The organism is Streptomyces sp. NBC_00080 (assembly GCF_045041255.1).
GTDB lineage: Bacteria > Actinomycetota > Actinomycetes > Streptomycetales > Streptomycetaceae > Streptomyces > Streptomyces coriariae.
This window is the reverse complement of sequence record NZ_CP108235.1, coordinates 4,183,561-4,207,505: the sequence shown is the minus strand read 5'-3', so window position 1 is coordinate 4,207,505 and position 23,945 is coordinate 4,183,561. Positions and strand designations below refer to the sequence as shown.

The following is a 23,945-nucleotide window of genomic DNA, read 5'->3' as shown; positions in this document are numbered from 1 at the left end:
CGTCCGGACGACGTTCGTTCCGAGAGGGATCAGCCATGAGCATCACGCAGCAGTACGCCCTCGACGCCTACCGGGCCAGGCAGCACGGCGAGCCCGTCGTGCCCGCGCCCGGCGCCCACGACTGGCAGGTGATGCGCGAGCTGCGGGACTACCAGCAGTTCCGCGCGGTTCTCGCGGGCCGACCCGCCCGCGGGCGGCTGCGGAAGGCCCTGGCCCGCCTGCTGCGCCCGCGTCCTACCTGCTGACCACCTCGGCCACCCGGCCCACGAAGTCCACGACCGCCGCCCTCACGTCGTCCGCCGTCCACGTCAGTCCGGCGGAGCTGACGGTGACCTCGGTGTACGACAGCCCCGGCCCGCCGCGGCTCCAGCCGCCGACGAAGAGCATCGCCTTCGTCTGCTCGGCCTGGAGCGCCGCCGCCTCGGCGAGCACGTCGGCCTCGTACGGCAGCCAGACCTGGAACTCGTGCGTGTGCGGCACCTCGGGATGCACGCGTGCCCACGGCACGCCCGCTTCGGCGAACCCCTCGCGCAGCGCGGCGGCCACCACGCGCGCGTGGATCACGTACTCCGGCAGCCGGGGCAGTTCCCGCTCCAGGCCGACGAGTGCCGCCAGGGCGGTGGGGAACTGCTGGAAGACCATCCCGCCGTAGCGGTGCCGCCACGTCTTCGCCTCGTCCACCAGCGTCTTCGGTCCGGCGAGCGCGGCGCCGCCGAAGCCGTCGAGGGACTTGTAGAACGACACGTAGACGCTGTCGGCCAGGTCCGCTATCTCCCGCAGGGGGCGGCCGAAGTGGTGGGTCGTCTCCCACAGGCGCGCGCCGTCGAAGTGCACCACCGCGTCGCGCTCGCGTGCCGCCTCCACGACCTCGGTCAGCTCCTCCCAGGAGGGCAGCACATAACCGGCGTCCCTGAGCGGCAGTTCCAGCATCAGCGCCCCGAAGGGCTCCTCGAAGGAGCGCACCTCCTCGGCCGTGGGCAGCCGGGGTTCGCGCGTCAGCCGGACCGTGCGCAGTTCGCTGACGGCGCCGAACGCGCCGCGCTCCCACACCTCGGGATGGCTCAGCGCGTGCAGCGCGACCGTGGGGTTGCCGGTGCGTCCCGCCCAGCAGCGCAGGGCGACCTGCTGGGCCATCGTGCCGGTCGGGAAGAACGCGGCGGCCTCCGTGCCCAGCAGCCCGGCGACCCGCTCCTCCAGCGCCGCCACCACCCCGTCGCCGTAGAGATCCGCGGGCTCGTCCAGGTCGTGGACCCGCGGCGCGGCCTCGTGCAGCAGCGCGAGCCGGTCCCGCAGCGTGCCCCGCGCGCCGTCGCGCGACAGGACGCGTTCCGCCTTCCGGTAGGCGGCCGCCCGCCGCTCCCGCAGGCGCTGCTGCGCCGACTTCTCCTCGCCGTGTTCCGCCGTGTTCGTCATGCACCGGATGATGCCGTGCGACGGCCCGCGGAACCACGGGCGTTTCCGGCCCCGCCCGCGCTCCGGGCCGCAGGTCGGGAACGGGTGGGATAACCCACAGCCTGTGGACAACCGGACGCTCCTCGGACGGATAGCGTTAACATGACGAGAAATCGTCCGGTACCCGGAGCGGACTGGAACGGAAGGCCTCCGTCGCGTGAGTACAGCCCAACAGCCAGACCCCAGGGACCGCCCCGCGCGGCTCGCCGTCGGCGTGGTCGGCGCCGGCCGGGTGGGCCCCGCCCTGGCCGCGTCCCTCCAGCTCGCCGGGCACCGCCCGGTCGCCGTCTCCGGTGTCTCCGACGCCTCCAGGCGGCGAGCCGCGCTGCTGCTGCCCGACGTGCCCCTCCTCCCGCCCGCCGAGGTCCTCCAGCGCGCCGACCTGGTGCTGCTGACCGTCCCCGACGACGCCCTGCCCGGGCTCGTGGAAGGCCTCGCCGAGACCGGCGCCGTACGACCCGGCCAGCTGATCGTGCACACCTCGGGGCGCTACGGCGCGAAGGTCCTCGACCCGGCCCTGCGCGCGGGCGGGCTGCCGCTGGCCCTGCACCCGGCGATGACCTTCACGGGCAGCCCCGTCGACGTCCAGCGCCTGGCGGGCTGCTCCTTCGGCGTCACCGCACCCGACGAGTTGCGGCTGGCCGCCGAGGCCCTGGTGATCGAGATGGGCGGCGAGCCGGAGTGGATCGCCGAGGAGAACCGGCCGCTCTACCACGCGGCCCTCGCCCTGGGCGCGAACCATCTGGTCACGCTGGTCGCCCAGTCCATGGAGCTGCTGCGGACGGCGGGCGTCGAGGCCCCCGACCGGATGCTCGGCCCGCTGCTCGGCGCGGCCCTGGACAACGCACTGCGTTCCGGCGACGGCGCGCTCACCGGCCCCGTGGCGCGCGGAGACGCGGGCACGGTCGCCGCGCACGTCGCCGAGCTGCGCGAGCACGCCCCGCAGACCGTGGCCGGCTACCTGGCGATGGCCCGCGCGACCGCCGACCGCGCGCTCGCCCACGGGCTCCTCAAGCCCGAGCTCGCCGAGGACCTCCTCGGGGTACTCGCCGACGAGGCCCACGGCACTCCCGGAAACCCCGGTGCCCCGGGCACCCACGGCACCGAAGGAGATGCCGGATGACCACCACCCTGCTGCGCACCGCCGCCGAACTGCACGCACGCGCGCGTGGCGGCCGTCGGGCCGTCGTGATGACCATGGGCGCCCTGCACGAGGGCCACGCCACCCTCGTCCGCACCGCCCGGGACCTCGCCGGGCCGGACGGCGAGGTCGTCGTCACGGTCTTCGTCAACCCGCTCCAGTTCGGCCGGGGCGAGGACCTCGACCGCTACCCGCGCACCCTGGACGCCGATCTCAAGCTCGCCGAGCAGGCCGGCGCGGACGTCGTGTTCGCCCCGTCCGTGGACGAGGTCTACCCGGGCGGCGAGCCCCAGGTCCGCATCACCGCGGGACCCATGGGGGAGCGGCTCGAGGGCAGCTCCCGCCCCGGACACTTCGACGGCATGCTCACCGTGGTCGCCAAGCTGCTGCACCTCACGCGGCCCGACATCGCCCTCTTCGGGCAGAAGGACGCCCAGCAGCTCGCCCTGATCCGTCGCATGACGCGGGACCTGAACTTCGGCGTGGAGATCGTCGCCGTGCCCACCGTGCGCGAGGAGGACGGGCTGGCCCTGTCCAGCCGCAACCGCTATCTGTCCGCCGCCGGGCGGCGCACCGCGCTGGCGCTCTCCCAGGCCCTGTTCGCGGGCCGCGACCGGCATGCCGCGCAGGAGGCGCTGCGGGCACGCGCGCGTCAGGTGCCCGCCACGCGCGCGCGTGCCGAGGCGCTCAGCGCCATAGGGGAGTCCCGCGCGGCGGCCGACGCGCACGCCGTCGCCAAGGCCGCCCCCGGCAGCCCGGCGGCCATCCGCGCGGCGGCCCGCCTGGTCCTCGACGAGGCCGCCCGGCTGGACCCGCCGCTGGAACTGGACTACCTCGCGCTGGTCGACCCCTCGGACTTCACGGAGATCACCGAGTTCGAGGGCGACTTCACCGGCGAGGCCGTCCTCGCCGTCGCCGCCAGGGTCGGGACGACCCGGCTGATCGACAACCTCCCCCTCACCTTCGGAGCCGCCTCGTGACCAGCACAGGCATACGACTGCACGCACCCGCGCCCGGGTGGAGCATCGACGCGGACGTGGTGGTCGTGGGCTCCGGCGTCGCCGGCCTGACCGCGGCCCTTCGCTGCGAGGCCGCCGGCCTGACGACGGTCGTCGTCACCAAGGCCAGGCTCGACGACGGCTCCACCCGCTGGGCGCAGGGCGGCATAGCCGCGGCCCTGGGCGAGGGGGACACGCCCGAACAGCACCTGGACGACACGCTGGTGGCGGGCGCGGGCCTGTGCGACGAGGGCGCCGTACGGATCCTCGTCACCGAGGGCCCCGACGCGGTGCGCCGGCTGATCGAGACCGGCGCCCACTTCGACGAGTCCGAGGGGGGCGGCCTGGAGCTCACCCGCGAGGGCGGCCACCACCGCCGCCGTATCGCCCACGCGGGCGGCGACGCCACCGGTGCGGAGATCTCCCGGGCGCTCGTCGAGGCGGTACGCGCGCGGGGCCTGCGCACGATCGAGAACGCGCTCGTGCTGGACCTGCTCACGGACGCCGACGGCCGTACCGCCGGCGTCACCCTGCACGTCATGGGCGAGGGCCAGCACGACGGTGTGGGCGCCGTGCACGCCCCCGCGGTCGTCCTCGCGACCGGCGGCATGGGCCAGGTGTTCTCCGCCACCACCAACCCGTCGGTGTCCACCGGCGACGGCGTGGCGCTCGCCCTGCGCGCGGGCGCGGAGGTCTCCGACCTGGAGTTCGTCCAGTTCCACCCGACCGTGCTGTTCCTCGGGGCGGACGCCGAGGGCCAGCAGCCCCTCGTCTCGGAGGCCGTACGCGGCGAGGGCGCCCACCTGGTCGACGCGGACGGCGTGCGCTTCATGGTCGGGCAGCACGAGCTGGCCGAGCTGGCGCCCCGCGACATCGTCGCCAAGGGCATCATGCGCCGCATGCAGGAGCAGGACGCCGAGCACATGTTCCTCGACGCCCGCCACTTCGGCGCAGACATGTGGGAGCACCGCTTCCCGACGATCCTGGCCGCCTGCCGCGTCCACGGCATCGACCCGGTCACCGAGCCCGTCCCGGTCGCCCCGGCGGCCCACTACGCCTCCGGCGGCGTGCGCACCGACTCCCACGGCCGGACGACCGTCCCGGGCCTGTACGCGTGCGGCGAGGTCGCCTGCACCGGCGTGCACGGCGCGAACCGGCTCGCGTCGAACTCGCTCCTGGAGGGCCTCGTCTACGCCGAGCGCATCGTCACCGACATCGTGGAGAGCCGGACGGGCGACGGCCTGCACGCGCGGGTGCCCGAGCCGGTCGAGCGCCCGGAGAAGCCGGCGCACCCGCTGCTCGCCCCGGAGGCCCGGTTCGCCATCCAGCGGATCATGACCGACGGCGCGGGCGTCCTGCGCTCCGCCGCGTCCCTGGAGAAGGCGGCCGGCCAGCTGGTGCGGCTGCACGCCGAGGCCCGCGACGCCCTCGCCGAGAACGGCAAGACGGCCGAGCCCGGCGTCGACACCTGGGAGGCCACCAACCTCCTGTGCGTGGCACGGGTCCTGGTCACCGCCGCCCGGCAGCGCGAGGAGACCCGAGGCTGCCACTGGCGCGAGGACCACGCCGACCGCGACGACGCGAACTGGCACCGCCACATCGTCGTCCGGCTGAATCCGGACCGCACGCTCGCCGTACACACCACCGATACCGCAGACTTCCCCCCGACCCGGCAGCACCTCCAGGAGCAGTGACAGACGTGAGCACCCCCGACCTTCCCCTCGCCCAGAGCGGCGGCTGCGGCGACGGCTGTGCCTGTGGCGCCGACGCAGACACCGATTTCGCCGGCGAGGGATACGCCGAATACGCGGAGTGCGGGCTTGACCCCGCGCTCGCCCAGCTGCTGTCCGACGCCGGACTCGACCCCGTGGAGGTCGAGGACATCGCCAACGTCGCCATCCAGGAGGACCTGGCCCACGGTGTGGACGTGACCACCGTCGCGACCATCCCCGAGGAGGCGGTCGCCACCGCCGACTTCACCGCGCGCGAGGCGGGCGTGGTGGCGGGCCTCAGGATCGCCGAGGCGGTCGTCTCGGTCGTCTGCACGGACGAGTTCGAGGTCGAGCGGCACGTGGAGGACGGCGACCGCGTGGAGGCCGGCCAGAAGCTGCTGTCCGTCACCACGCGCACGCGTGACCTTCTCACCGCCGAGCGCAGCGCGCTCAACCTGCTGTGCCGGCTGTCCGGCATCGCCACCGCCACGCGCGCGTGGGCGGACGTCCTGGAGGGCACCAAGGCACGCGTGCGGGACACCCGCAAGACGACGCCGGGTCTGCGCTCCCTGGAGAAGTTCGCCGTCCGCTGCGGCGGAGGCGTCAACCACCGCATGTCGCTGTCCGACGCGGCGCTGGTCAAGGACAACCACGTGGTCGCCGCGGGCGGCGTCGCCCAGGCCTTCGAGGCCGTGCGGGAGACGTTCCCGGACGTCGCGATCGAGGTGGAGGTCGACACCTTGCACCAGCTGCGGGAGGTGGTCGACGCCGGCGCGGACCTGATCCTGCTGGACAACTTCACGCCCGGTGAGTGTGCGGAGGCCGTCGGCGTCGTCGGCGGGCGCGCCCTGCTGGAGGCGTCGGGCCGGCTGACCCTGGACAACGCCAAGGCGTACGCCGACACCGGCGTCGACTTCCTCGCCGTCGGCGCCCTGACGCACTCCTCGCCGATCCTGGACATCGGTCTGGATCTGCGAGCGGCTGAGTAGGGAACGGGGACCGGCCATGCTGCTGACGATCGACGTGGGCAACACGCACACCGTGCTCGGCCTCTTCGACGGTGAGGACATCGTCGAGCACTGGCGGATCTCCACCGACGCCCGCCGGACCGCGGACGAACTGGCCGTGCTCCTGCAAGGCCTGATGGGAACGCACCCGCTGCTCGGAGAGGAACTGGGCGACGGCATCGACGGGATCGCGATCTGCGCGACCGTCCCCTCCGTGCTGCACGAACTGCGCGAGGTGACCCGGCGCTACTACGGCGACGTGCCCGCCGTGCTGGTCGAACCCGGCGTGAAGACGGGGGTGCCGATCCTCTTCGACAACCCCAAGGAGGTCGGCGCCGACCGCATCATCAACGCGGTCGCGGCGAACGAGCTCTACGGCGGCCCGGCGATCGTCGTCGACTTCGGCACGGCGACGACGTTCGACGCGGTCAGCGCGCGCGGGGAGTACGTCGGCGGGGTGATCGCCCCCGGCATCGAGATCTCCGTCGAGGCGCTGGGCGTCAAGGCCGCACAGCTGCGCAAGATCGAAGTGGCCCGGCCCCGGAGCGTGATCGGCAAGAACACGGTCGAGGCGATGCAGTCCGGGATCGTCTACGGCTTCGCCGGCCAGGTCGACGGCGTGGTGACCCGGATGGCCCGCGAGCTGGCGGACGACCCGGACGAGGTCACCGTGATCGCGACGGGCGGGCTGGCACCGACGGTGCTCGGCGAGTCCTCCGTGATCGACGAGCACGAGCCGTGGCTGACGCTGATCGGGCTGCGCCTGGTGTACGAGCGGAACGTGTCCCGCATGTGAGCGGGAACGCCACCGCGGACGCGCGGGGGCGGGCGACCCACGGCGACGGGCGGGCGGAGGCGGACGGGCGGAGGCGGACGGGCGGAGGCGGTTGATCCGGCAGGCGGGGGCACCGGTTCGGATCATGGACGCGCCACGCCCGTCCCCTATGTCGAATTTGTCTGATTAGCGCGTATCGTCGCGGCATGCCCACGCCCTACGGATCTCGCGGCGGCATGGCGTTCGGCACGGAGGAGTTGCGTGTGCTCCGCCGCGCCCTTGCCCTCGCCCTTCACCTCGGCCCCGTCTCCGCCGAGGACATCCAGGACTGCCATCGCCTCGCCGAGTCCCTCGACGAGGCGACGCGCGAGGCCGCCCGACTGCGGGCCTTCCTGGTGGCCGACCTCGCCCGGTACCGAGCCGCCCTCCCCGGCACCGCCGCCGGCTACCTCACGCTCCTCGAGGAGGTACTGCCCACCGGCTACCGGCCCGAGCCCGACGACCTCGCCGCCCTGCGCGCCCTGTGCGGCAACCCCACCGCCGCCGCCCTCCTGGGCCGCTGTCAGATGCTCGCCGAACGGGACGTGCGGGCCCGTCTGGCCCGCCGGGCGGCCCACAGGGCCCCGGAGGCCGCCCCCACCGTCCCGGCGTCCCGTACCCGGCTTCTGGCCCTTCCCGGGGGCCTCTCCGAGGACGGCCGCGCCTGTCCGGCGGTCGCCGCCGGTGATCCGGGCGGGCGTCCGGGCGAGGAGCCGCGCAGGAAACCCGCCGGGAAGCCCGCCACGCCCGCTCCCGGTCCGGTGCCCGCCGAGCCCGCCCCGGAGCCCGCCCGACGGCCCGTCCCGACGCCGGGCGAGGTCTTCCCGCGCCGCAGACCGACCCCGCCACCCGCCCACCCGGAACAGCAGCGGCTGGCCGCCGGCTGACACGGGCGACCCCGCCCCGATGTCCCGTTCCGCCCTGGCTACCCTGGATCCATGGACTATGTCTCCGCGCTCGTGCCTCCCGTCGTCATGGCCGTGTTCTTCATCGGTGTGATCAGGGTGATCGTGAAGACCCAGGGCGGAGCCAACAAGGCCAAGGAAGACGCGGCCGTCGACGCCGTCCTCGCGCGCGCGGACGGCGCCCGTCAGGCCTCCGCGAGCCCTGACGCCTGACCGACCCGCGACGCTTCCGCACCGCCCGGGGCGTGCGGCTCTTTTCGGAGCCGCACGCCCTTTTTGTTCCCGTTTGCCGATGAAAGCGCACGTCCGGCACGCGATTGGCGAGATCTCCCACTATTGTTCTGAGCTGTGCCTCGCCCATTGGGAGAACTCGAAGACGCGGTCATGACGCGGGTGTGGAAGTGGAACCGCCCGGTGACCGTTCGAGAAGTCCTGGAAGACCTTCAGCAGGAACGGTCCATCGCCTACACCACGGTGATGACCGTTTTGGACAATCTCCATCAGAAGGGCTGGGTGCGCCGGGAAGCAGAAGGCCGGGCCTATCGATATGAGGCGGTCTCGACCCGGGCCGCCTACGCAGCCGCCCTGATGAACGAGGCCTGGGCGCAGAGCGACAACCCCGCCGCCGCTCTCGTCGCCTTCTTCGGGATGATGAGCGCGGAACAGCGGCTCGCGCTGCGCGACGCCGTACGCATGGTCCAGGGTCCGGAAACTGCCGAACCCGCAACTGCGGGGAGTCCGGGGAGTACGGGGAGTACCGGTGAGAACCCCGGCTCGGCGACGGAGTCCGACGGGCGATAGCGTCCGCACATGTCAGCAGAGAGTCCCTCGGCCGAGAACCCCGAAGTCACCGCTAAAGCCATCACCGTCCGCCGGGCCCGGACCGGCGATGTCTCCGCCGTGCGCCGTCTCCTTGACGCCCACGTCCGCGGTGGCATCCTGCTCGACAAAGCGACGGTGACGCTTTACGAGGACATCCAGGAGTTCTGGGTCGCCGAACGCGACGACAACGCCGAGGTGGTCGGCTGCGGCGCCCTGCACGTGATGTGGGAAGACCTGGCGGAAGTCCGCACTCTCGCGGTGAAGCCGGGGCTGAAGGGCGCGGGCATCGGTCACCAGTTGTTGGAGAAGTTGCTCCACACCGCACGCTGGCTCGGGGTTCGACGCGTTTTCTGCCTGACCTTCGAAGTCGACTTCTTCGGCAAGCACGGCTTCGTGGAGATCGGTGAGACGCCGGTCGACACCGATGTGTACGCGGAGCTGCTGCGTTCCTATGACGAGGGCGTCGCGGAGTTCCTCGGACTCGAACGAGTGAAACCGAACACCTTGGGCAACAGTCGGATGCTTCTGCATCTGTGATCGTCGACGTCCATTCACAGCGACCCGCCTTGCCCGGGTTCCCTATGTCCGAAACGCGCACGTTTCCGGGCTGGGGGCGGGCTGTGGGTCCTCGCCGGGGGTTTGTGTTTTCCCAGCAAAAGCGGTTTGCTTTCCGACGTACTGCTGTACTGCATATAACAGGGCGCGGCTAAACGGCGGACGCCGCGGACCCCCGGCCCTCACGTTTTCGATGAAAGGAAATCCGGTGGCACAGAAGGTTCAGGTCCTTCTTGTCGACGACCTCGACGGCGGCGAGGCGGACGAGACCGTCACGTTCGCGCTGGACGGCAAGACCTACGAGATCGACCTCACGACTACCAATGCGGACAAGCTCCGTGGACTTCTCGAGCCCTACGTGAAGGGTGGTCGTCGTACCGGTGGCCGTGCTTCGGGCGGACGCGGAAAGGCGCGCGCCGCTACCGGTGGCAGCCAGGACACCGCCCAGATCCGCGCGTGGGCCAAGGAGAACGGTCACGAGGTCAATGACCGCGGCCGCGTTCCCGCGTCCATTCGCGAGGCTTACGAGAAGGCCAACGGCTGAGCGCTCGCGCGCCGCAGCCGGACACGGTGACAGTGCGTCGCCAGCGTGTCCACCAGCCGTACGAGATCGGGGGCGCCCCCAACGCCCCCCAGCGCCGACATCGTCGGCAGCGAGGCCTCGGCCTCGCACCCTGCCACGGGGGGCCGCAGCCAGACAGCGGCCCCCTGCACCGGCCCGGGACGGTTCGGGCCCGGATCGCGGCCCCGGCTCCCGCCGGGGGGTGGCAGGGGCGCCTCGATGAGTTCGCCCGCGCCGATCGCCGTCAGATCCAGTGGCAGCGCGCCCCACTCCAGCCACTGGAGGATCCCCGGTACCTCCTCCGCGCCGCCCGCCGCCACCAGCAGCCGCATCCGGTCGCCCCGCACGGCCACCGGCGAGCCCGGCGCGAGTCGCCGCAGCGCCGCCAGGCCCGCCTCGGTCGGCACGTCCAGCACGTCGAAGCGCTCGCCGACCAAAAGTCGTACCGGCTCCCCGGGCACCGTCGGCCACCCCAGTTCGTTCTCGTACCAGCCGCGGATCCGGTCGGCCGGATCGTCCGGGTCGAGCGGCCGTCGGGGGAGAGGGACCGTGAGGATCGCAGCGGCGGCCGAGCAGACAGCCGACGGGACGGAGCCAACCATGCCAAGTGCAACCGTCGAAAAGGCCCGCGAGTTACGCTGGGTGTTTGAACGGATGCGTCGTGTGTCGACAAACAGGGCGTGTGGGGGTGTCGGGACAAGCAAGGTTGTTCGCCCATAGCGGAGGGGACCGGTGCGCACGGCATGGACTGTCGGTTGCAGCGGGTAAGACATCCCTAGTGGGAGGGGGCGACACGCAGGAAAGGCCGTCTCACGTTCGCCATCGGCGTACTGGCGACTGGGGTAACAGCCTGGCCTGCGGGAACATCGTCTCGCACCATCGGGTTGGAGCAGATGTCGGCGTTCGGGGTCAGGAGGCCATCGACGGTGTCGGCAGTTGGAATGAGCGGTCCCCGCTTGCGGGACTAAGCTGCGGAAGGACAGGGAGGGGAAGTTCCCCCCACTGCCTGACCGCTCTGAGGAGCGATTAACGATGTTCGAGAGGTTCACCGACCGCGCGCGGCGGGTTGTCGTCCTGGCTCAGGAAGAAGCCCGGATGCTCAACCACAACTACATCGGCACCGAGCACATCCTCCTGGGCCTGATCCACGAGGGTGAGGGTGTCGCCGCCAAGGCCCTTGAGAGCCTCGGGATTTCGCTCGAGGCGGTCCGCCAGCAGGTGGAGGAGATCATCGGCCAGGGCCAGCAGGCCCCGTCCGGGCACATCCCCTTCACCCCCCGTGCCAAGAAGGTCCTGGAGCTGTCGCTCCGCGAGGCCCTTCAGCTGGGACACAACTACATCGGCACGGAGCACATCCTGCTCGGCCTGATCCGCGAGGGCGAGGGCGTCGCCGCCCAGGTCCTCGTCAAGCTGGGCGCAGATCTCAACCGGGTGCGGCAGCAGGTCATCCAGCTGCTCTCCGGTTACCAGGGCAAGGAGACCGCGGGCGCAAGCGGCGGTCCTGCCGAGGGCACTCCCTCCACGTCCCTGGTCCTCGACCAGTTCGGCCGGAACCTCACCCAGGCCGCTCGTGAGTCCAAGCTCGACCCGGTCATCGGGCGCGAGAAGGAGATCGAGCGGGTCATGCAGGTGCTGTCCCGCCGCACCAAGAACAACCCGGTCCTGATCGGTGAGCCCGGCGTCGGCAAGACCGCCGTCGTCGAAGGTCTCGCCCAGGCCATCGTCAAGGGCGAGGTGCCCGAGACCCTCAAGGACAAGCACCTCTACACCCTGGACCTCGGCGCCCTGGTCGCCGGTTCCCGCTACCGCGGTGACTTCGAGGAGCGTCTGAAGAAGGTCCTCAAGGAGATCCGCACCCGCGGCGACATCATCCTGTTCATCGACGAGCTGCACACGCTGGTCGGTGCGGGTGCCGCCGAGGGCGCCATCGACGCCGCTTCGATCCTGAAGCCGATGCTGGCCCGCGGTGAGCTCCAGACCATCGGTGCGACCACGCTGGACGAGTACCGCAAGCACCTGGAGAAGGACGCGGCCCTCGAGCGCCGCTTCCAGCCCATCCAGGTCGCGGAGCCGTCCCTGCCGCACACGATCGAGATCCTCAAGGGTCTGCGTGACCGGTACGAGGCGCACCACCGTGTCTCGATCACCGACGAGGCGCTGGTCCAGGCCGCCACCCTGGCCGACCGGTACATCTCGGACCGCTTCCTGCCGGACAAGGCGATCGACCTGATCGACGAGGCCGGTTCCCGGATGCGCATCCGCCGGATGACCGCGCCGCCGGACCTGCGCGAGTTCGACGAGAAGATCGCCGGCGTCCGCCGCGACAAGGAGTCCGCGATCGACTCGCAGGACTTCGAGAAGGCCGCCTCCCTCCGCGACAAGGAGAAGCAGCTCCTGGCCGCCAAGGCCAAGCGGGAGAAGGAGTGGAAGGCCGGCGACATGGACGTCGTCGCCGAGGTCGACGGCGAGCTGATCGCCGAGGTCCTCGCGACCGCCACCGGCATCCCGGTCTTCAAGCTGACCGAGGAGGAGTCGAGCCGCCTGCTGCGCATGGAGGACGAGCTCCACAAGCGGGTCATCGGTCAGGTCGACGCCGTCAAGGCGCTGTCGAAGGCGATCCGTCGTACGCGTGCGGGCCTCAAGGACCCGAAGCGTCCCGGTGGTTCGTTCATCTTCGCCGGTCCGTCCGGTGTCGGTAAGACCGAGCTGTCCAAGGCGCTCGCCGAGTTCCTCTTCGGCGACGAGGACGCGCTGATCTCCCTCGACATGTCGGAGTTCAGCGAGAAGCACACGGTGTCGCGGCTCTTCGGTTCGCCCCCCGGATACGTGGGCTACGAAGAGGGCGGCCAGCTGACCGAGAAGGTCCGCCGCAAGCCGTTCTCCGTCGTCCTCTTCGACGAGGTCGAGAAGGCCCACCCGGACATCTTCAACTCGCTGCTCCAGATCCTGGAGGACGGTCGTCTGACCGACTCCCAGGGCCGGGTCGTGGACTTCAAGAACACGGTCATCATCATGACGACCAACCTCGGCACCCGGGACATCTCCAAGGGCTTCAACCTGGGCTTCGCGGCCTCGGGCGACAAGAAGTCGAACTACGAGCGCATGAAGAACAAGGTCTCGGACGAGCTCAAGCAGCACTTCCGCCCCGAGTTCCTCAACCGCGTCGACGACGTCGTCGTTTTCCCGCAGCTGACGCAGGAGGACATCCTGCGGATCGTCGACCTGATGATCGGCAAGGTCGACGAGCGCCTGAAGGACCGGGACATGGGCATCGAGCTCTCCCAGTCCGCCAAGGAACTGCTGTCCAAGAAGGGCTACGACCCGGTGCTGGGCGCGCGTCCGCTGCGTCGGACGATCCAGCGCGAGATCGAGGACACGCTGTCGGAGAAGATCCTCTTCGGCGAGCTGCGCCCCGGTCACATCGTGGTCGTGGACACCGAGGGCGAGGGTGAGACCAAGACCTTCACCTTCCGCGGCGAGGAGAAGTCGGCTCTGCCCGACGTCCCGCCGATCGAGCAGGCGGCCGGCGGCGCCGGACCGAACCTGAGCAAGGACGCCTGACCCTTCGGGGCTGAGCGCAGAGAGGGGCCGGTGCTTCACAGCACCGGCCCCTTTCGCATGCGCTCCGCAGGCACCGCGATCGGTCCGCGGCACCGCATGCGCTCCGCAGGCACCGCGATCGGTCCGCGGCACCGCGTGCGCTCCGCAGGCACCGCGCGCGTTCCGCGGGCACCCACGGCCGGGCAGGGACCTACGACAGCTGGCCGTCGTAGTCCGGCAGCTTGTACGTCGTCTCGGCGTGGCCGCCCGAGAGATCGGTGGCGCTGTTGCCGATGTTCGCGATGATCGTGTAGCCCTTGGACTCGATGGCGACGCGCTGGGCGGTCTTGTAGGCGGCGACGTCCTTGAAGAGGTCGAGGAAGCCGCGCACGTAGAGGCCGGAGACCTGGTAGCCGACGTACTTGAGGTTGTAGTCGGTCACCCCGGAGATGATGCCCGGGCGGGCGGTGACGAAGAACAGGGAGACGCCTTGCTCCTGGGCGTACTTGGCCACGTCGAGAACCGGCTTGTTGGCCGGCTGGGGGTAGTTGAAGCCGAAGTCGGTCTCCAGGGTGGTGTTGTCGATGTCGAAGACGATCGCCTGCTTCTCACCCGGCTTGGTGGCGGCGATGCGCTGCTTCAGCGCCGGCAGGGCCTGGTCGACCACGGCCTGGCAGTCCTGCTGCCAGGTGGCGTAGTCGACGTCCTCGGCGGCGGCCGCGGCGGCCGTCGTGGAGACGGTGGAGGTGCCGGCGGCCGTTGCGGCCTGGGCGCCGACCGGTACAGCCATCGCCGTGACGGCTGCCGTCGCCACGGCGGTCATGGCGATGCGGCGCGTCCAGCTGCCTCTGGTCATGTGTGGGGTCCTCTCGCGTCCTTGCGCTGCCGGTGTCGTGAGCATGCTGATCGCTGGGGGTGGCCTGAGGGGAACCAGCGGGTTACTGGACGGTAGAGGTCGATGAGAGCCCGATCACAGACCCGTGCACGCGACGTGAGCGGGGTCACAAGTGCCCTGCGGGGTACGGGAGTAGTCGCCGTCACATTCCGAAGTCCCTTGCAGGGGGCGGCCGGTGACATGGCGCACAGGCGATCCGGACCCTACTAGGGCGGGTAGTCGTAACCCAAATCGGACTAAAAGGGACGAACGCTGCGGAGGGTCCGATCCTCGCTCAGGCCTCCGGCATGGGCGATCGTCGCATGTGTCCGGAAAGGGGGTTCTGTCAAGAAGTGGGAAGTTTTGGGGTGAAGTACTAGGTTCCGTCGTAGATCACACGTTTGGGGGTCTGTGGGCCTCGGGGTTACCAAGGGATGGCCACTTCGGCGGAGGTCACGCCGGGTGGTTTCTTCTGTCCCCGTCCCCATGAGGTCTTCGATGTTCCAGCGCGTCACGTTCCGTTCTTCCCGTACGTCCCAGCTCCGCACTCGCGTGGTCGTCGGCGCCGCCGCCCTGGGCGCCTCGGTCGTGCTGGGGAGCGGAGTGGCGTCCGCCGCCGCGCCCGCGGCCGCGCCCGCCGCGGCCAAGACGGCCGCCTCGGCCGCTTCCTGGATCGACCCGGTGAAGAAGTACACGCTGTCCGCCGGCTACGCCCAGGCCGGCGCGATGTGGCAGTCCACCCACAGCGGTCAGGACTTCGCCGTGCCGACCGGCACCAAGGTCATGGCCGCGCACGGCGGCACCGTGGTCAAGGCCGGGGGCAATGGCGCCGGTGACGGCCCCGCCTACGGCAACGCCGTCGTGATCAAGCACGCCAACGGCGTCTACTCGCAGTACGCCCACCTCTCGAGCATCCACGTGAAGGTCGGCCAGATCGTCAAGACGGGCCAGAAGATCGCCCTGTCCGGCAGCACCGGCAACTCCAGCGGTCCCCACCTGCACTTCGAGATCCGTACGACCGCCAACTACGGTTCGGCGATCAACCCGGTCACCTTCCTGCACAGCAAGGGCGTGAAGGTCTGACGCCGAGGTGATCAGGCGCCTTGATGCGCCTGCGTCACCAGATCGATGGCGACCTCGAGGACGGCTGCGCGCTTGTCCTCGGGGTCGCCTTCGAGGTCCTGCAGGAAGAACATGCCGGCGTGCAGCGTGAAGATGGCGCTCACGCAGCGGACCTGGTCGGCGAGGGGGGCGTCCGGGTCGATGATGATGTCGCGCAGACCCCGCATGCGGTCCTTGAACGAGTCACCGATCTGGAGTTCCCGCACCGTGGCCTGGTTCTCCTGCATGAAGCGGAAGAGCGGGGTCGCCTCGGAGAGCGCCCGGCTGTAGCGCCGCACGAGTTCCTGCTTGGTGTCCAGGGTGTGCGGCTGGCTCCTGCCCCACTCGATCAGGTCCTCGATCGGCTTCGTCAGATCCGTGAAGATGCCGACGATGATCTCTTCCTTGGTCTTGAAGTGGTAGTACAGGGCCGCCTTGGTGACCTCCAGGCGCTCCGCGATCTCGCGGAGGGAGGTCTTCTCGTAGCCCTGCTCGGCGAAGAGTTCGAGCGCGACGTCCTGGATGCGCTGGCGGGTGTTGCCGCGCCGCTGCTGCTTCGTGCCGTCCATGGTGACGTCCATTCTCGTGGTCTTCGTGTCTCCGCGAAACTTACTTGCCGTCCGGCTAGTTGGATGCGGAAACTTACTTGACGCCCGGCTAGTTGCAGGTCTACCTTCCCAGTGTAGTGAACTAGCCGGGCGGCAAGTATGTGGCCGACCGGGGGGAAGCCCAGGGGAGTGGCAATCATGGCGGACACGAAGACAGTCGAGACCGAGGCGGAGAAGCCACCGAGGAGCGTGCGGGTCGTCCTGCTCGCGCTGATGATCACGATGATGCTCGCGATGCTCGACAACATGATCGTGGGCACGGCGATGCCGACGATCGTCGGCGAACTCGGCGGGCTCGAGCACCTGTCGTGGGTCGTGACCGCGTACACCCTCGCGACCGCGGCCTCCACCCCGATCTGGGGCAAGATCGGCGACATGCACGGGCGCAAGGGCGCCTTCATGACGTCGATCGTGATCTTCCTGATCGGCTCCGCACTGAGCGGCATGGCCCAGAACATGGGCGAACTGATCGGCTTCCGCGCGATCCAGGGCCTCGGTGCCGGTGGTCTGATGGTCGGCGTCATGGCGATCATCGGTGACCTCATCCCGCCGCGGGAGCGCGGCAAGTACCAGGGCATGATGGCCGGCGTCATGGCGCTCGCGATGATCGGTGGCCCGCTGATCGGCGGCACCATCACCGACAACTGGGGCTGGCGCTGGTCCTTCTACATCAACCTGCCGCTCGGTGTGGTGTCGCTGGCCCTCATCAGCGCCGTTCTGCACCTGCCGAGGAAGCGCTCGCAGTCGCGGATCGACTACCTGGGCGCCACCTTGCTGACCGTCGGCATCACCTCCATCGTCCTCGTCACCACCTGGGGCGGCTCGGAGTACGCCTGGTCGTCCGCGCGGATCATGGAGCTCATCGGGATCGGCGTCGCCTCGCTGATCGGGTTCGTGTTCTGGCAGACCAGGGCCGCCGAGCCGATCGTGCCGCTGCACATCTTCCGCAGCCGCAACTTCACCCTGATGTCGATCATCGGCTTCGTCGCCGGCTTCGTGATGTTCGGCGCCACCCTCTTCCTGCCGCTGTACCAGCAGTCGGTGCAGGGCGCCTCCGCGACCAACTCCGGGCTGCTGCTCCTGCCGATGCTCGGCGCCATGCTGGTCACCTCGATGGTGGCGGGCCGGGTGACCACGAACAGCGGCAAGTACAAGATCTTCCCGCTGGTCGGCAGCGTCGCGATGGTCATCGGCCTGTACCTGCTGTCCACCATGGACACCGGGACCAGCCGCCTCACCTCCGGTGTGTTCATGGCCGTCGTCGGTCTCGGCATGGGCTGCCTCATGCAGATCACGATGCTGGTCGCGCAGAACAGCGTCGAGATGAAGGACATGGGCGTCGCGTCCTCGTCCACCACCCTCTTCCGTACGCTCGGCTCCTCCTTCGGCGTCGCGATCATGGGCGCGCTGTTCAACAACCGCGTCCAGGACGTCATGTCCGAGCGGGCCGGCGCGCTGGGCTCGAAGATCACCGAGCAGTCCGCGCAACTGGACGCGGCCAGCCTGGCCAAGCTGCCCGTCGCGGCCCGCGAGGCCTACCAGCACGCGGTGTCGGCCGGCATCCACTCCGCGTTCCTGCTGGGGGCCGTGGTGGCGGTGACCGCACTGGTGGCGGCGGTCTTCGTCAAGGAGGTCCCGCTCAAGGGAGCGGGTCCGCAGAAGGACGACGAGTCGGCCGGCGATGCGGCAGCGACGCAACCGCCCCTGGTCGACGCGGTCTGACCGCGCTGTTGTGAGCGCAGGCCCCCGGCGGTGTCCGCCCCGGGGGCCTGCGCTTTCGTACGCCCGGACCGATGCCGCTCTCCCGGTGCCGAGGGAAGGGACCGAACCGCCCGGGTCGGCCGAGGTGCCTCCCTGATCCCGGGGGCTGCGCGATGCTGTGGGCCGACGGCTTCCCCGCGACGAGAACCGCAACTTCGACGACGCGACTGGACCCCGTCCTCCCACGGTGTCCGCCGTCACGGCATGACCGGGTAGCTTCCCGTGTTCGTCGGTGCGTGTTCGGGCAGCCACAGGACCGCGACGGCACCCTCGGCGGATATGTGCGCAGGTGCCCCCGCGGGCCGTACGTTGCGGAAGGTCAGCCGGGCGCCGAGCACTCGGGCCTGGCCCGCCGCGATGGTGAGGCCGAGGCCGTGTCCGTGTCCGGCCCGGTCGGCGCTGCCGGTGCGGAAGCGGCTGGGTCCCTCGGCGAGCAGGTCCTCGGGGAAACCGGGGCCGTGGTCGCGGACCCGGATGACCCGGCCCTCGACGGTGACCTGGATCGGCTGCTTGCCGTGCCGGGCGGCGTTGGCCAGCAGGTTGAACAGCACACGCTCCAGGCGCCGGGGGTCGGTCGTGACCATCGACTCGTGGACCACCCGCACCTCGACGTCTGGGTCCTTGGCCGCGACCCGTCGGGCCACGAACTCGCCCAGCACGATGTCCTGCAGTTCGGCGCGCTCCGAGGCGCCGTCGAGACGGGCCACCTCCAGCACGTCCTCGACCAGGGTGCGCATGGCTTTCGCCCGGTCCAGGACCAGTTCGGTGGGCCGGCCGGGCGGCAGCAGCTCGGCGGCCGTCAGCAGTCCCGTCACCGGGGTGCGCAGTTCGTGCGCGATGTCCGCGGTGACCCGGCGCTCGGCCTCCAGCCGCTCCTGGAGCGTGTCCGCCATGGCGTCCACCGCGCTCGCCAGATCGTCGGTCTCGTCCCGTACGACCCCGCCTATGGCATCCCGCACCCGTACGTTCGACTCGCCGCTGGCGACCTGGTTCGCCGCGGCCGCCGCCTTGCGCAGCCGGCGCGAGAGCTGCCCGCCGATGAGCACGCCGAGCGCGCTGCCACCGAGCACGACCGCGATGGAGCCGATCACCAGGGCCTGGTCGAGATCGTTGAGGATGTCCGTGCTGCGGTCGGTGAAGCCGGTGTGCAGGGACAGCACATGCCCGTCCTTGACCGGCACGGCCGCCCAGATGTCCGGTACCCCGCCGGTGCGGTCGGAGACGAAGGTGGCCCGGCGGCCCTCCTGGACCTTCTCCCGCAGCGACGGCGGCAGGCGGGAGTCGTCGATCTTGATGTTGGGGAAGTTCGGCCGCCCCGACTGCTCGTAGTTGCGCTGGGCGATCTGGACCCGCTCGTCGGCGAGGTCGCGCGCGTTGTCGAGCATGGACACGCGTGCGGCGTTGTGCACGACCAGGCTGAGCGCGATCGCCACCAGCGCGCCGACCAGTGCGATCGCCGCGCTCAGCTTCCACCGCAGCCCCGTACGGATACCCACGCGTTCTCTGCGAGCCGGAACCAGCTGCCGGATCATCCCCCGCACCCTCCTGCCCCTGCCCCGCTCAGGCCTTCAACTTGTAGCCGAAACCGCGGACCGTCTCGATACGGTCCTGGCCGATCTTCGTCCGCAGCCGCTGCACATGGACGTCGACGACCCGGGTGTCGCCGCCCCAGCCGTAGTCCCACACCCGCTCCAGCAGTTTGTCGCGCGAGAGGACCGTGCCCGGAGCGGAGGAGAACTCCAGCAGCAGGCGCATCTCGGTCGGGGTCAGCGCAACCGGCTGCCCGGCCCGGCGCACCTCCATCCCCTCCGTGTCGATCTCCAGATCGCCGAACGACAGCACACCTCCGGCCGTGGAGGCGGCGGGCTCGGTGCGGTCGCCGCCGCCCGCGTGACCGAAGCGGCGCAGCACGGCGCGGATCCGGGCGACCAGCACGGCGCCGTCGAAGGGCTTGGTCACGTAGTCGTCGGCGCCGGCCTCCAGGCCGAGGACGACGTCGATGGAGTCGGCACGCGCCGACAGCATGATCACCGGAACGGTGGACTCGTCCCGGATACGCCGGCACAGGCTCACGCCGTCCAGCCCGGGCACCATGACGTCCAGCAGTGCGATGTCGGGGCGGTCGGCACGGAACGCCTCCAGGCCCGACAGGCCGTCGGGCATCGCGGTCACCACGAAGCCGTCCCGCTCGAGAGCGAGCTGGGTGGCCTCGCGGATGACGTCGTCGTCCTCGACGAACAGGACGTGGGTCTGGTCTGCCATCCCGGTGCTCTCAGTTCTCGTATGCGGTCTCGTGTGCGTGCGGGCCGTCGGTCTGACGGGCTTGCGCCTGCGCCCTGACCCTCACCTGTCGGTGAACTGTCGGGTGCGTCCCTTGCTTGGACGCGTGGAGCACGCCGAGCGTTCACTTCGCGCGCGATCCATGTCCGTTCTCCGTGCGGTCCGTCCTTGCGCGTCCCTGCCCCTCTCGCCCGTCCCCGCCCGTCCACCCATTGATCGGAACGAGCGGGCCGATCGGTTCACGGCGGCGCACAATTTTTCCGCAAGTCGCGTCGGTGCAGGTCAGCCCAGGTCAGCCGGCTTCCGGGGCCACCGTGGGAAGGTCACCGACGACGCTGCTGTAGTCGTTGTGCCAGCTGTACTCCTTCACGAAGCGGCCCGAGGTCCAGCGATACGTGATCACGTTCTCGCCGGACGGATCCGAGACCGGGTCGCCCTTCTCGTACACCTGCTTGGTCACCACCAGGTCGCCCCGGTCCATCTCCGCGTACACGGGAGGCTCCTCGGCCTGGAAGACGTTCCGGTAGCCGCCGTCGTCCTTCCGGTACACGTACGAGCCCACGCCGACGACGTCACCGCAGGTGAGCACGTTGACGATGATGTCGTCCCCGGAGCCGCCGGTGAGGTCGCCGTACGACACGTCGACCGGGTACTCGTCGCCGACGCAGGGCTGCAACTCGCGCTTGACCTCGGCCGAGACCTCCGGGTCGTCCTTGATCAGCCGGACCGCCTCCGTCCGGTCGGGGGGGCCGGTGGAGGCGGACGACGGGGTGGCGGTGGCGCCCGCCACGGTGTCGGAGTGGGCCGGACCCTCGTCACGGGCGCCGGTGCCGCCGGTGGCGCAGGCGGAGACGAAAAGGGCGAGGGCGGCGAGCACGGACATCGCCGTGATCGCCGCCTGGACGGTGCTTCGGGCCGGTGTGGGCCCGGCCTCGGTCAGGCCGCCGCGCAACGCTCCCGCTCCTCACGCTCCAGCGCGCGTGCGTCCAGATCGCGGGCCTCCAGCTCCTCGCGGAGCCGGGCGAGCGCCCGGTGCAGCGTGCTCTTGACCGTTCCCGCCGACATGCCGAGGGCAGCGGCCGTCTCCTCCGTGGACATCTGCTCCCAGTGTCGCAGCACCACGACACTGCGCTGCTTCGGAGCGAGCACCTTCATCGCGTCCATCAGCAGGGCGCGGTCGGCGTGCTGCTCGGTGGAGTCGTCGACACGCGCGTCCGGGAGCTGCTCGGTCGGAACCTCCTCGAGCTTGCGGGCCCGCCACCACTCCGTACGTGTGTTGATCATGACCCGGCGCAGGTAGGCGTCCGCGAGTCGCTTGTCCGCGATGCCGTCCCAGCGGCCGTACGTCCGGGCCAGCGCGGTCTGGAGGAGGTCCTGCGCGTCGACCGGGTCCGGCACCAGGCGGCGTGCGCTGCGCAGCAGCGCGTCCTGCCGCGTGCGGACGTATTCCTCGAACTCGAGCACCTCGCCCTGTGCCATGGTCAACCGCCTCCGATTCCCCGTACCGGCGGACTGCCGCCGCCGGTTCACTGCCTGTGGTCTGTAGCCCTCGTGGTCCTGCCGGGTACGCAAATGAAGCTACGGAGGTGTTGTCACGGCGTTGTCCGAGGCAGCCTGCGGCCAGCGCTCAGCTGTCCGTCGGTTGTGTAACGGAAAGAGGTTTAGGGAAGAGACACAGGCCGAATGGCTCGGCTCTGAGGTGATTTGTACAGCCGTCGGGCGTGACAAAAGCCCGACGGCTGTTGTGATGAAGCGGCGTACCTGTGAAATGACCGTGCGTCAGGTCAGCGGCAGGCGGTACAGCCCGCCCGGCAGCGGCTCCACGAGTCCGTCCGCGACGAGACCGTCCAGCGCACGCGCGCGTTGCACCGGCTCGTGCCACACCCGGTCGAGGGCGGCCTGCGGAACGGGGGTGTGCGCGTCCCGCAGGACGGCCAGCAGCTTGCCCCTGACCTGCCGGTCGGTGCCCGCGTACGTCTGGCCCCGGCGCGGCGGGCCTTCGTGCTCCGGCTTGCCCGCGAGCCGCCAGGCGCACTGTGCCGCGATCGGACAGCGCACGCACGTCTCGTTCTTCGCCGTGCAGACGAGCGCGCCGAGTTCCATCGACGCGGCGGCCCACCGCGCGGCGGTCGGCTCGTCGTCGGGCAGCAGGGCGCGGGCCAGCTTGCGCTCGGCGGCCGTCGTGGCGTTCGGCGGGTACCGCACGCCCGTGACGGCGCGCGCGAAGACACGGCGGACGTTGGTGTCCAGGACGGCGTGCCGCTGCCCGTAGGCGAAGGAGGCGACGGCCGCGGCCGTGTACTCGCCGATGCCGGGCAGCGCCAGGAGCTGCGCGTGCCCCGACGGTACGTCGCCGCCGTGCCGTTCCGTTATCGCCACCGCCGCTCCGTGCAGCCGCAGGGCGCGGCGCGGGTAGCCGAGCCGCCCCCACGCGCGTACGGCCTCGCCCGGCGACTCCGCGGCCAGGTCGGCGGGGCGCGGCCAGCGGGCGATCCACTGCTCGTAGACCGGCAGCACGCGGCTGACCGGTGTCTGCTGGAGCATGAACTCGCTGACCATCACGCCCCACGCGCCGGCCTCGGGGCGCCGCCAGGGCAGGTCGCGGGCGTTCTCGTCGAACCAGTCGATCACCGGGGCGTGCAGGTCCGTCGCGGTGGCGTCGGCGTCGGAGTGGGCGGGGGATCGGTGCGGGGGCTTCGTGGGCGCAGTCATGGCCCTTCCGATCCTGCCATGCGGACCGGGGCACGCGCGCGTACCGCCACTCGGCCGGGCGAGGTCCCGAGGGCGCGTCACGCGCGCGTGCCCGGGGCCGTGGCCAGAGGTGCAACGGGTGCGATCGGCAAGGAGGGACGGCCGCGCGGACCGAAGAGGGGCAGGGGAAACGGTTTCCGGGATGATGATCCGGAAAAGTTGCGATCCTGGCGGCGGGTGGGGCCAGCGAAGCCGTCGATCTCTCGTACAGTTTGCGCCGTGGGATCTCTGCGCAATCCGGTCGGGCCGCTTCCCTCCTCCATCTACTGGCGTCGGAGGGTCGTACTGCTGTCCGTGTTCGCCTTGTTGGCGCTGCTGACTCTGTGGGTGGTGACCTCGGGCGGGGGCGGCAAGAAGAACGGTGCCGACGGCGGCGGGGGCAAGAATCCCGCCTCCTCCATCACGCCGGGGCCGTCCGGATCAGGGCCCGCGATCAGCCAAAACCCGGGTGGCCGCGACGAGTCGGGCGACGGCACCTCCAGCGGGTCGGGCTCGGGATCGGGCGCGGACGGCGGCACCGGGTCGGGCGGCTCGGCCGGTGATTCGGCGGGAGCCGGGAGCACCGACGACGGCGCCAACGGCAGCGGGAGCGGAAGCGGAAGCGGCGGCAGCGGCGGCGGCAGTGGTACGGGGACGACGCTGCCGGCCGGGACGACCCTGCCCAACTGCACCGCCGGGGCGGTCACGTTGACCCTGCGCAGTGTCCAGAACTCCTACTCGCCCGACCAGACGCCCACGTTCCAGATGATCGCGAAGAACGCCTCGGGGAGCGACTGCAAGGTCGACCTCGGGCCGAAGGCCGCGGTGTTGACGATCACTCAGACCGGCGGCGACGACGCGTACTGGTCGTCCGCCGACTGCCCCAGGACCGCCGGAAGCCTGCTGTACCGGGTGCCGGCCGGGAACAGCTTCACCTACACCGTGAAGTGGGACCGCAAGCCGAGCGCCCCCGAGTGCGCGACGCCTCCGGCGGGGCTGGCCGGAGCGGGTACGTATCTGGTCGAGGCGAAGGCGCCGGGGTTCGCCAAGGCACAGACGTCGTTCGTGCTGAAGGACGACTAG

Annotated in this window: 24 protein-coding genes; 15 read left to right on the top strand and 9 right to left on the bottom strand. The window is 70.8% G+C overall.

Annotation, left to right across the window (positions count from 1 at the left end; translation table 11 throughout):
- Positions 1-35 precede the first annotated feature (35 nt).
- Positions 36-245: a hypothetical protein gene (locus OHU34_RS18660; RefSeq protein ID WP_142265557.1), complete on the top strand. Its 210-nt coding sequence runs from the start codon at positions 36-38 to the stop codon at positions 243-245.
- Here the strand turns inward: OHU34_RS18660 and OHU34_RS18655 are convergent.
- Positions 235-1,413: a low specificity L-threonine aldolase gene (locus tag OHU34_RS18655; protein ID WP_142265558.1), complete on the bottom strand. Its 1,179-nt coding sequence runs from the start codon at positions 1,411-1,413 to the stop codon at positions 235-237. The two genes, OHU34_RS18660 and OHU34_RS18655, sit on opposite strands and share 11 nt — an antisense overlap.
- A 196-nt stretch (positions 1,414-1,609) precedes the next feature.
- On the opposite strand from OHU34_RS18655, the gene OHU34_RS18650 reads away from it, so the two are divergent.
- The 10 genes from OHU34_RS18650 (at position 1,610) to OHU34_RS18605 (ending at position 9,950) form a co-directional block, all read left to right on the top strand.
- Entirely contained in the window at positions 1,610-2,575 is a 966-nt protein-coding gene (locus tag OHU34_RS18650; protein WP_054241740.1) for a Rossmann-like and DUF2520 domain-containing protein, read from the top strand.
- Positions 2,572-3,573 carry a pantoate--beta-alanine ligase gene (gene panC / locus OHU34_RS18645; RefSeq protein ID WP_142265559.1) on the top strand — a complete coding sequence of 334 codons (1,002 nt, stop codon included), beginning with the start codon at positions 2,572-2,574 and terminating at the stop codon, positions 3,571-3,573. The genes OHU34_RS18650 and panC overlap by 4 nt, the downstream gene beginning before the upstream one ends.
- Positions 3,570-5,285 carry an L-aspartate oxidase gene (locus OHU34_RS18640; protein ID WP_142265560.1) on the top strand — a complete coding sequence of 572 codons (1,716 nt, stop codon included), beginning with the start codon at positions 3,570-3,572 and terminating at the stop codon, positions 5,283-5,285. Before panC ends, OHU34_RS18640 begins: the two co-directional genes overlap by 4 nt.
- A 5-nt stretch (positions 5,286-5,290) precedes the next feature.
- Positions 5,291-6,292 carry a carboxylating nicotinate-nucleotide diphosphorylase gene (gene nadC / locus OHU34_RS18635; protein WP_054241737.1) on the top strand — a complete coding sequence of 334 codons (1,002 nt, stop codon included), beginning with the start codon at positions 5,291-5,293 and terminating at the stop codon, positions 6,290-6,292.
- Between the two features lie 16 nt (positions 6,293-6,308).
- Complete coding sequence (locus OHU34_RS18630; protein ID WP_020132481.1) at positions 6,309-7,106, top strand: type III pantothenate kinase; 798 nt, start codon at positions 6,309-6,311, stop codon at positions 7,104-7,106.
- A 215-nt stretch (positions 7,107-7,321) separates the two neighbouring features.
- On the top strand, positions 7,322-8,011 hold the full coding sequence (locus OHU34_RS18625; protein ID WP_405772296.1) for a hypothetical protein: 690 nt from the start codon (positions 7,322-7,324) through the stop codon (positions 8,009-8,011).
- A gap of 51 nt (positions 8,012-8,062) precedes the next feature.
- Entirely contained in the window at positions 8,063-8,242 is a 180-nt protein-coding gene (locus OHU34_RS18620; RefSeq protein WP_020132479.1) for a hypothetical protein, read from the top strand.
- A gap of 171 nt (positions 8,243-8,413) precedes the next feature.
- Positions 8,414-8,830, top strand: a complete 417-nt coding sequence (locus OHU34_RS18615; RefSeq protein ID WP_405772293.1) for a BlaI/MecI/CopY family transcriptional regulator — start codon at positions 8,414-8,416, stop codon at positions 8,828-8,830.
- A gap of 9 nt (positions 8,831-8,839) precedes the next feature.
- Positions 8,840-9,388 carry an amino-acid N-acetyltransferase gene (locus OHU34_RS18610; RefSeq protein WP_020132477.1) on the top strand — a complete coding sequence of 183 codons (549 nt, stop codon included), beginning with the start codon at positions 8,840-8,842 and terminating at the stop codon, positions 9,386-9,388.
- A gap of 226 nt (positions 9,389-9,614) precedes the next feature.
- Entirely contained in the window at positions 9,615-9,950 is a 336-nt protein-coding gene (locus OHU34_RS18605) for an Lsr2 family protein (protein ID WP_020132476.1), read from the top strand.
- Here the strand turns inward: OHU34_RS18605 and OHU34_RS18600 are convergent.
- A complete protein-coding gene (locus OHU34_RS18600) occupies positions 9,929-10,570 on the bottom strand; it encodes an SCO3374 family protein (RefSeq protein WP_405767314.1) in 642 nt (213 codons plus the stop codon). The two genes, OHU34_RS18605 and OHU34_RS18600, sit on opposite strands and share 22 nt — an antisense overlap.
- A 430-nt stretch (positions 10,571-11,000) precedes the next feature.
- Between OHU34_RS18600 and OHU34_RS18595 the strand changes: the two genes are divergently transcribed.
- A complete protein-coding gene (locus OHU34_RS18595) occupies positions 11,001-13,529 on the top strand; it encodes an ATP-dependent Clp protease ATP-binding subunit (RefSeq protein WP_020132474.1) in 2,529 nt (842 codons plus the stop codon).
- 190 nt (positions 13,530-13,719) lie between these two features.
- Here OHU34_RS18595 and OHU34_RS18590 read toward each other — a convergent pair whose 3' ends face one another.
- Positions 13,720-14,364 carry an HAD family acid phosphatase gene (locus OHU34_RS18590; protein ID WP_405767311.1) on the bottom strand — a complete coding sequence of 215 codons (645 nt, stop codon included), beginning with the start codon at positions 14,362-14,364 and terminating at the stop codon, positions 13,720-13,722.
- Positions 14,365-14,880: 516 nt separating this feature from the next.
- On the opposite strand from OHU34_RS18590, the gene OHU34_RS18585 reads away from it, so the two are divergent.
- Complete coding sequence (locus OHU34_RS18585; protein WP_020132472.1) at positions 14,881-15,465, top strand: M23 family metallopeptidase; 585 nt, start codon at positions 14,881-14,883, stop codon at positions 15,463-15,465.
- Positions 15,466-15,476: 11 nt separating this feature from the next.
- Here the strand turns inward: OHU34_RS18585 and OHU34_RS18580 are convergent, their stop codons facing one another.
- Positions 15,477-16,064, bottom strand: coding sequence for a TetR/AcrR family transcriptional regulator (locus tag OHU34_RS18580; RefSeq protein ID WP_020132471.1), 588 nt, complete (start codon positions 16,062-16,064; stop codon positions 15,477-15,479).
- A gap of 165 nt (positions 16,065-16,229) precedes the next feature.
- Here OHU34_RS18580 and OHU34_RS18575 point away from each other — a divergent pair, with 165 nt between their 5' ends.
- A complete protein-coding gene (locus tag OHU34_RS18575) occupies positions 16,230-17,813 on the top strand; it encodes an MDR family MFS transporter (RefSeq protein ID WP_142265565.1) in 1,584 nt (527 codons plus the stop codon).
- Between the two features lie 236 nt (positions 17,814-18,049).
- Here OHU34_RS18575 and cseC read toward each other — a convergent pair whose 3' ends face one another.
- From cseC to OHU34_RS18550, 5 genes are all read right to left on the bottom strand, one after another.
- The gene (cseC, locus tag OHU34_RS18570) at positions 18,050-19,384 is read right to left on the bottom strand and encodes a two-component system sensor histidine kinase CseC (RefSeq protein WP_200839758.1); all 1,335 of its coding nucleotides are present in this window, start codon (positions 19,382-19,384) and stop codon (positions 18,050-18,052) included.
- A gap of 28 nt (positions 19,385-19,412) precedes the next feature.
- Complete coding sequence (cseB, locus tag OHU34_RS18565; RefSeq protein ID WP_020132468.1) at positions 19,413-20,114, bottom strand: two-component system response regulator CseB; 702 nt, start codon at positions 20,112-20,114, stop codon at positions 19,413-19,415.
- A gap of 310 nt (positions 20,115-20,424) precedes the next feature.
- A complete protein-coding gene (locus OHU34_RS18560; RefSeq protein ID WP_142265567.1) occupies positions 20,425-21,084 on the bottom strand; it encodes a hypothetical protein in 660 nt (219 codons plus the stop codon).
- A complete protein-coding gene (locus tag OHU34_RS18555; protein WP_020132466.1) occupies positions 21,069-21,611 on the bottom strand; it encodes a SigE family RNA polymerase sigma factor in 543 nt (180 codons plus the stop codon). The genes OHU34_RS18560 and OHU34_RS18555 overlap by 16 nt, the downstream gene beginning before the upstream one ends.
- Positions 21,612-21,911: 300 nt before the next feature.
- Complete coding sequence (locus tag OHU34_RS18550; protein ID WP_142265568.1) at positions 21,912-22,844, bottom strand: A/G-specific adenine glycosylase; 933 nt, start codon at positions 22,842-22,844, stop codon at positions 21,912-21,914.
- A 258-nt stretch (positions 22,845-23,102) separates the two neighbouring features.
- On the opposite strand from OHU34_RS18550, the gene OHU34_RS18545 reads away from it, so the two are divergent.
- Positions 23,103-23,945 carry a hypothetical protein gene (locus tag OHU34_RS18545; protein ID WP_405767306.1) on the top strand — a complete coding sequence of 281 codons (843 nt, stop codon included), beginning with the start codon at positions 23,103-23,105 and terminating at the stop codon, positions 23,943-23,945.

Bases quoted from the DNA above. Each gene is read 5' to 3' on its own strand.
- OHU34_RS18660 (WP_142265557.1), top strand. From the start codon at position 36: ATGAGCATCACGCAGCAGTACGCCCTCGACGCCTACCGGGCCAGGCAG.
- OHU34_RS18655 (WP_142265558.1), bottom strand. From the start codon at position 1,413: ATGACGAACACGGCGGAACACGGCGAGGAGAAGTCGGCGCAGCAGCGC.
- panC (WP_142265559.1), top strand. From the start codon at position 2,572: ATGACCACCACCCTGCTGCGCACCGCCGCCGAACTGCACGCACGCGCG.
- OHU34_RS18630 (WP_020132481.1), top strand. From the start codon at position 6,309: ATGCTGCTGACGATCGACGTGGGCAACACGCACACCGTGCTCGGCCTC.
- OHU34_RS18625 (WP_405772296.1), top strand. From the start codon at position 7,322: ATGGCGTTCGGCACGGAGGAGTTGCGTGTGCTCCGCCGCGCCCTTGCC.
- OHU34_RS18620 (WP_020132479.1), top strand. From the start codon at position 8,063: ATGGACTATGTCTCCGCGCTCGTGCCTCCCGTCGTCATGGCCGTGTTC.
- OHU34_RS18615 (WP_405772293.1), top strand. From the start codon at position 8,414: ATGACGCGGGTGTGGAAGTGGAACCGCCCGGTGACCGTTCGAGAAGTC.
- OHU34_RS18610 (WP_020132477.1), top strand. From the start codon at position 8,840: ATGTCAGCAGAGAGTCCCTCGGCCGAGAACCCCGAAGTCACCGCTAAA.
- OHU34_RS18600 (WP_405767314.1), bottom strand. From the start codon at position 10,570: ATGGTTGGCTCCGTCCCGTCGGCTGTCTGCTCGGCCGCCGCTGCGATC.
- OHU34_RS18595 (WP_020132474.1), top strand. From the start codon at position 11,001: ATGTTCGAGAGGTTCACCGACCGCGCGCGGCGGGTTGTCGTCCTGGCT.
- OHU34_RS18590 (WP_405767311.1), bottom strand. From the start codon at position 14,364: ATGACCAGAGGCAGCTGGACGCGCCGCATCGCCATGACCGCCGTGGCG.
- OHU34_RS18585 (WP_020132472.1), top strand. From the start codon at position 14,881: ATGTTCCAGCGCGTCACGTTCCGTTCTTCCCGTACGTCCCAGCTCCGC.
- OHU34_RS18580 (WP_020132471.1), bottom strand. From the start codon at position 16,064: ATGGACGTCACCATGGACGGCACGAAGCAGCAGCGGCGCGGCAACACC.
- OHU34_RS18575 (WP_142265565.1), top strand. From the start codon at position 16,230: ATGGCGGACACGAAGACAGTCGAGACCGAGGCGGAGAAGCCACCGAGG.
- cseC (WP_200839758.1), bottom strand. From the start codon at position 19,384: ATGATCCGGCAGCTGGTTCCGGCTCGCAGAGAACGCGTGGGTATCCGT.
- cseB (WP_020132468.1), bottom strand. From the start codon at position 20,114: ATGGCAGACCAGACCCACGTCCTGTTCGTCGAGGACGACGACGTCATC.
- OHU34_RS18555 (WP_020132466.1), bottom strand. From the start codon at position 21,611: ATGGCACAGGGCGAGGTGCTCGAGTTCGAGGAATACGTCCGCACGCGG.
- OHU34_RS18550 (WP_142265568.1), bottom strand. From the start codon at position 22,844: ATGACTGCGCCCACGAAGCCCCCGCACCGATCCCCCGCCCACTCCGAC.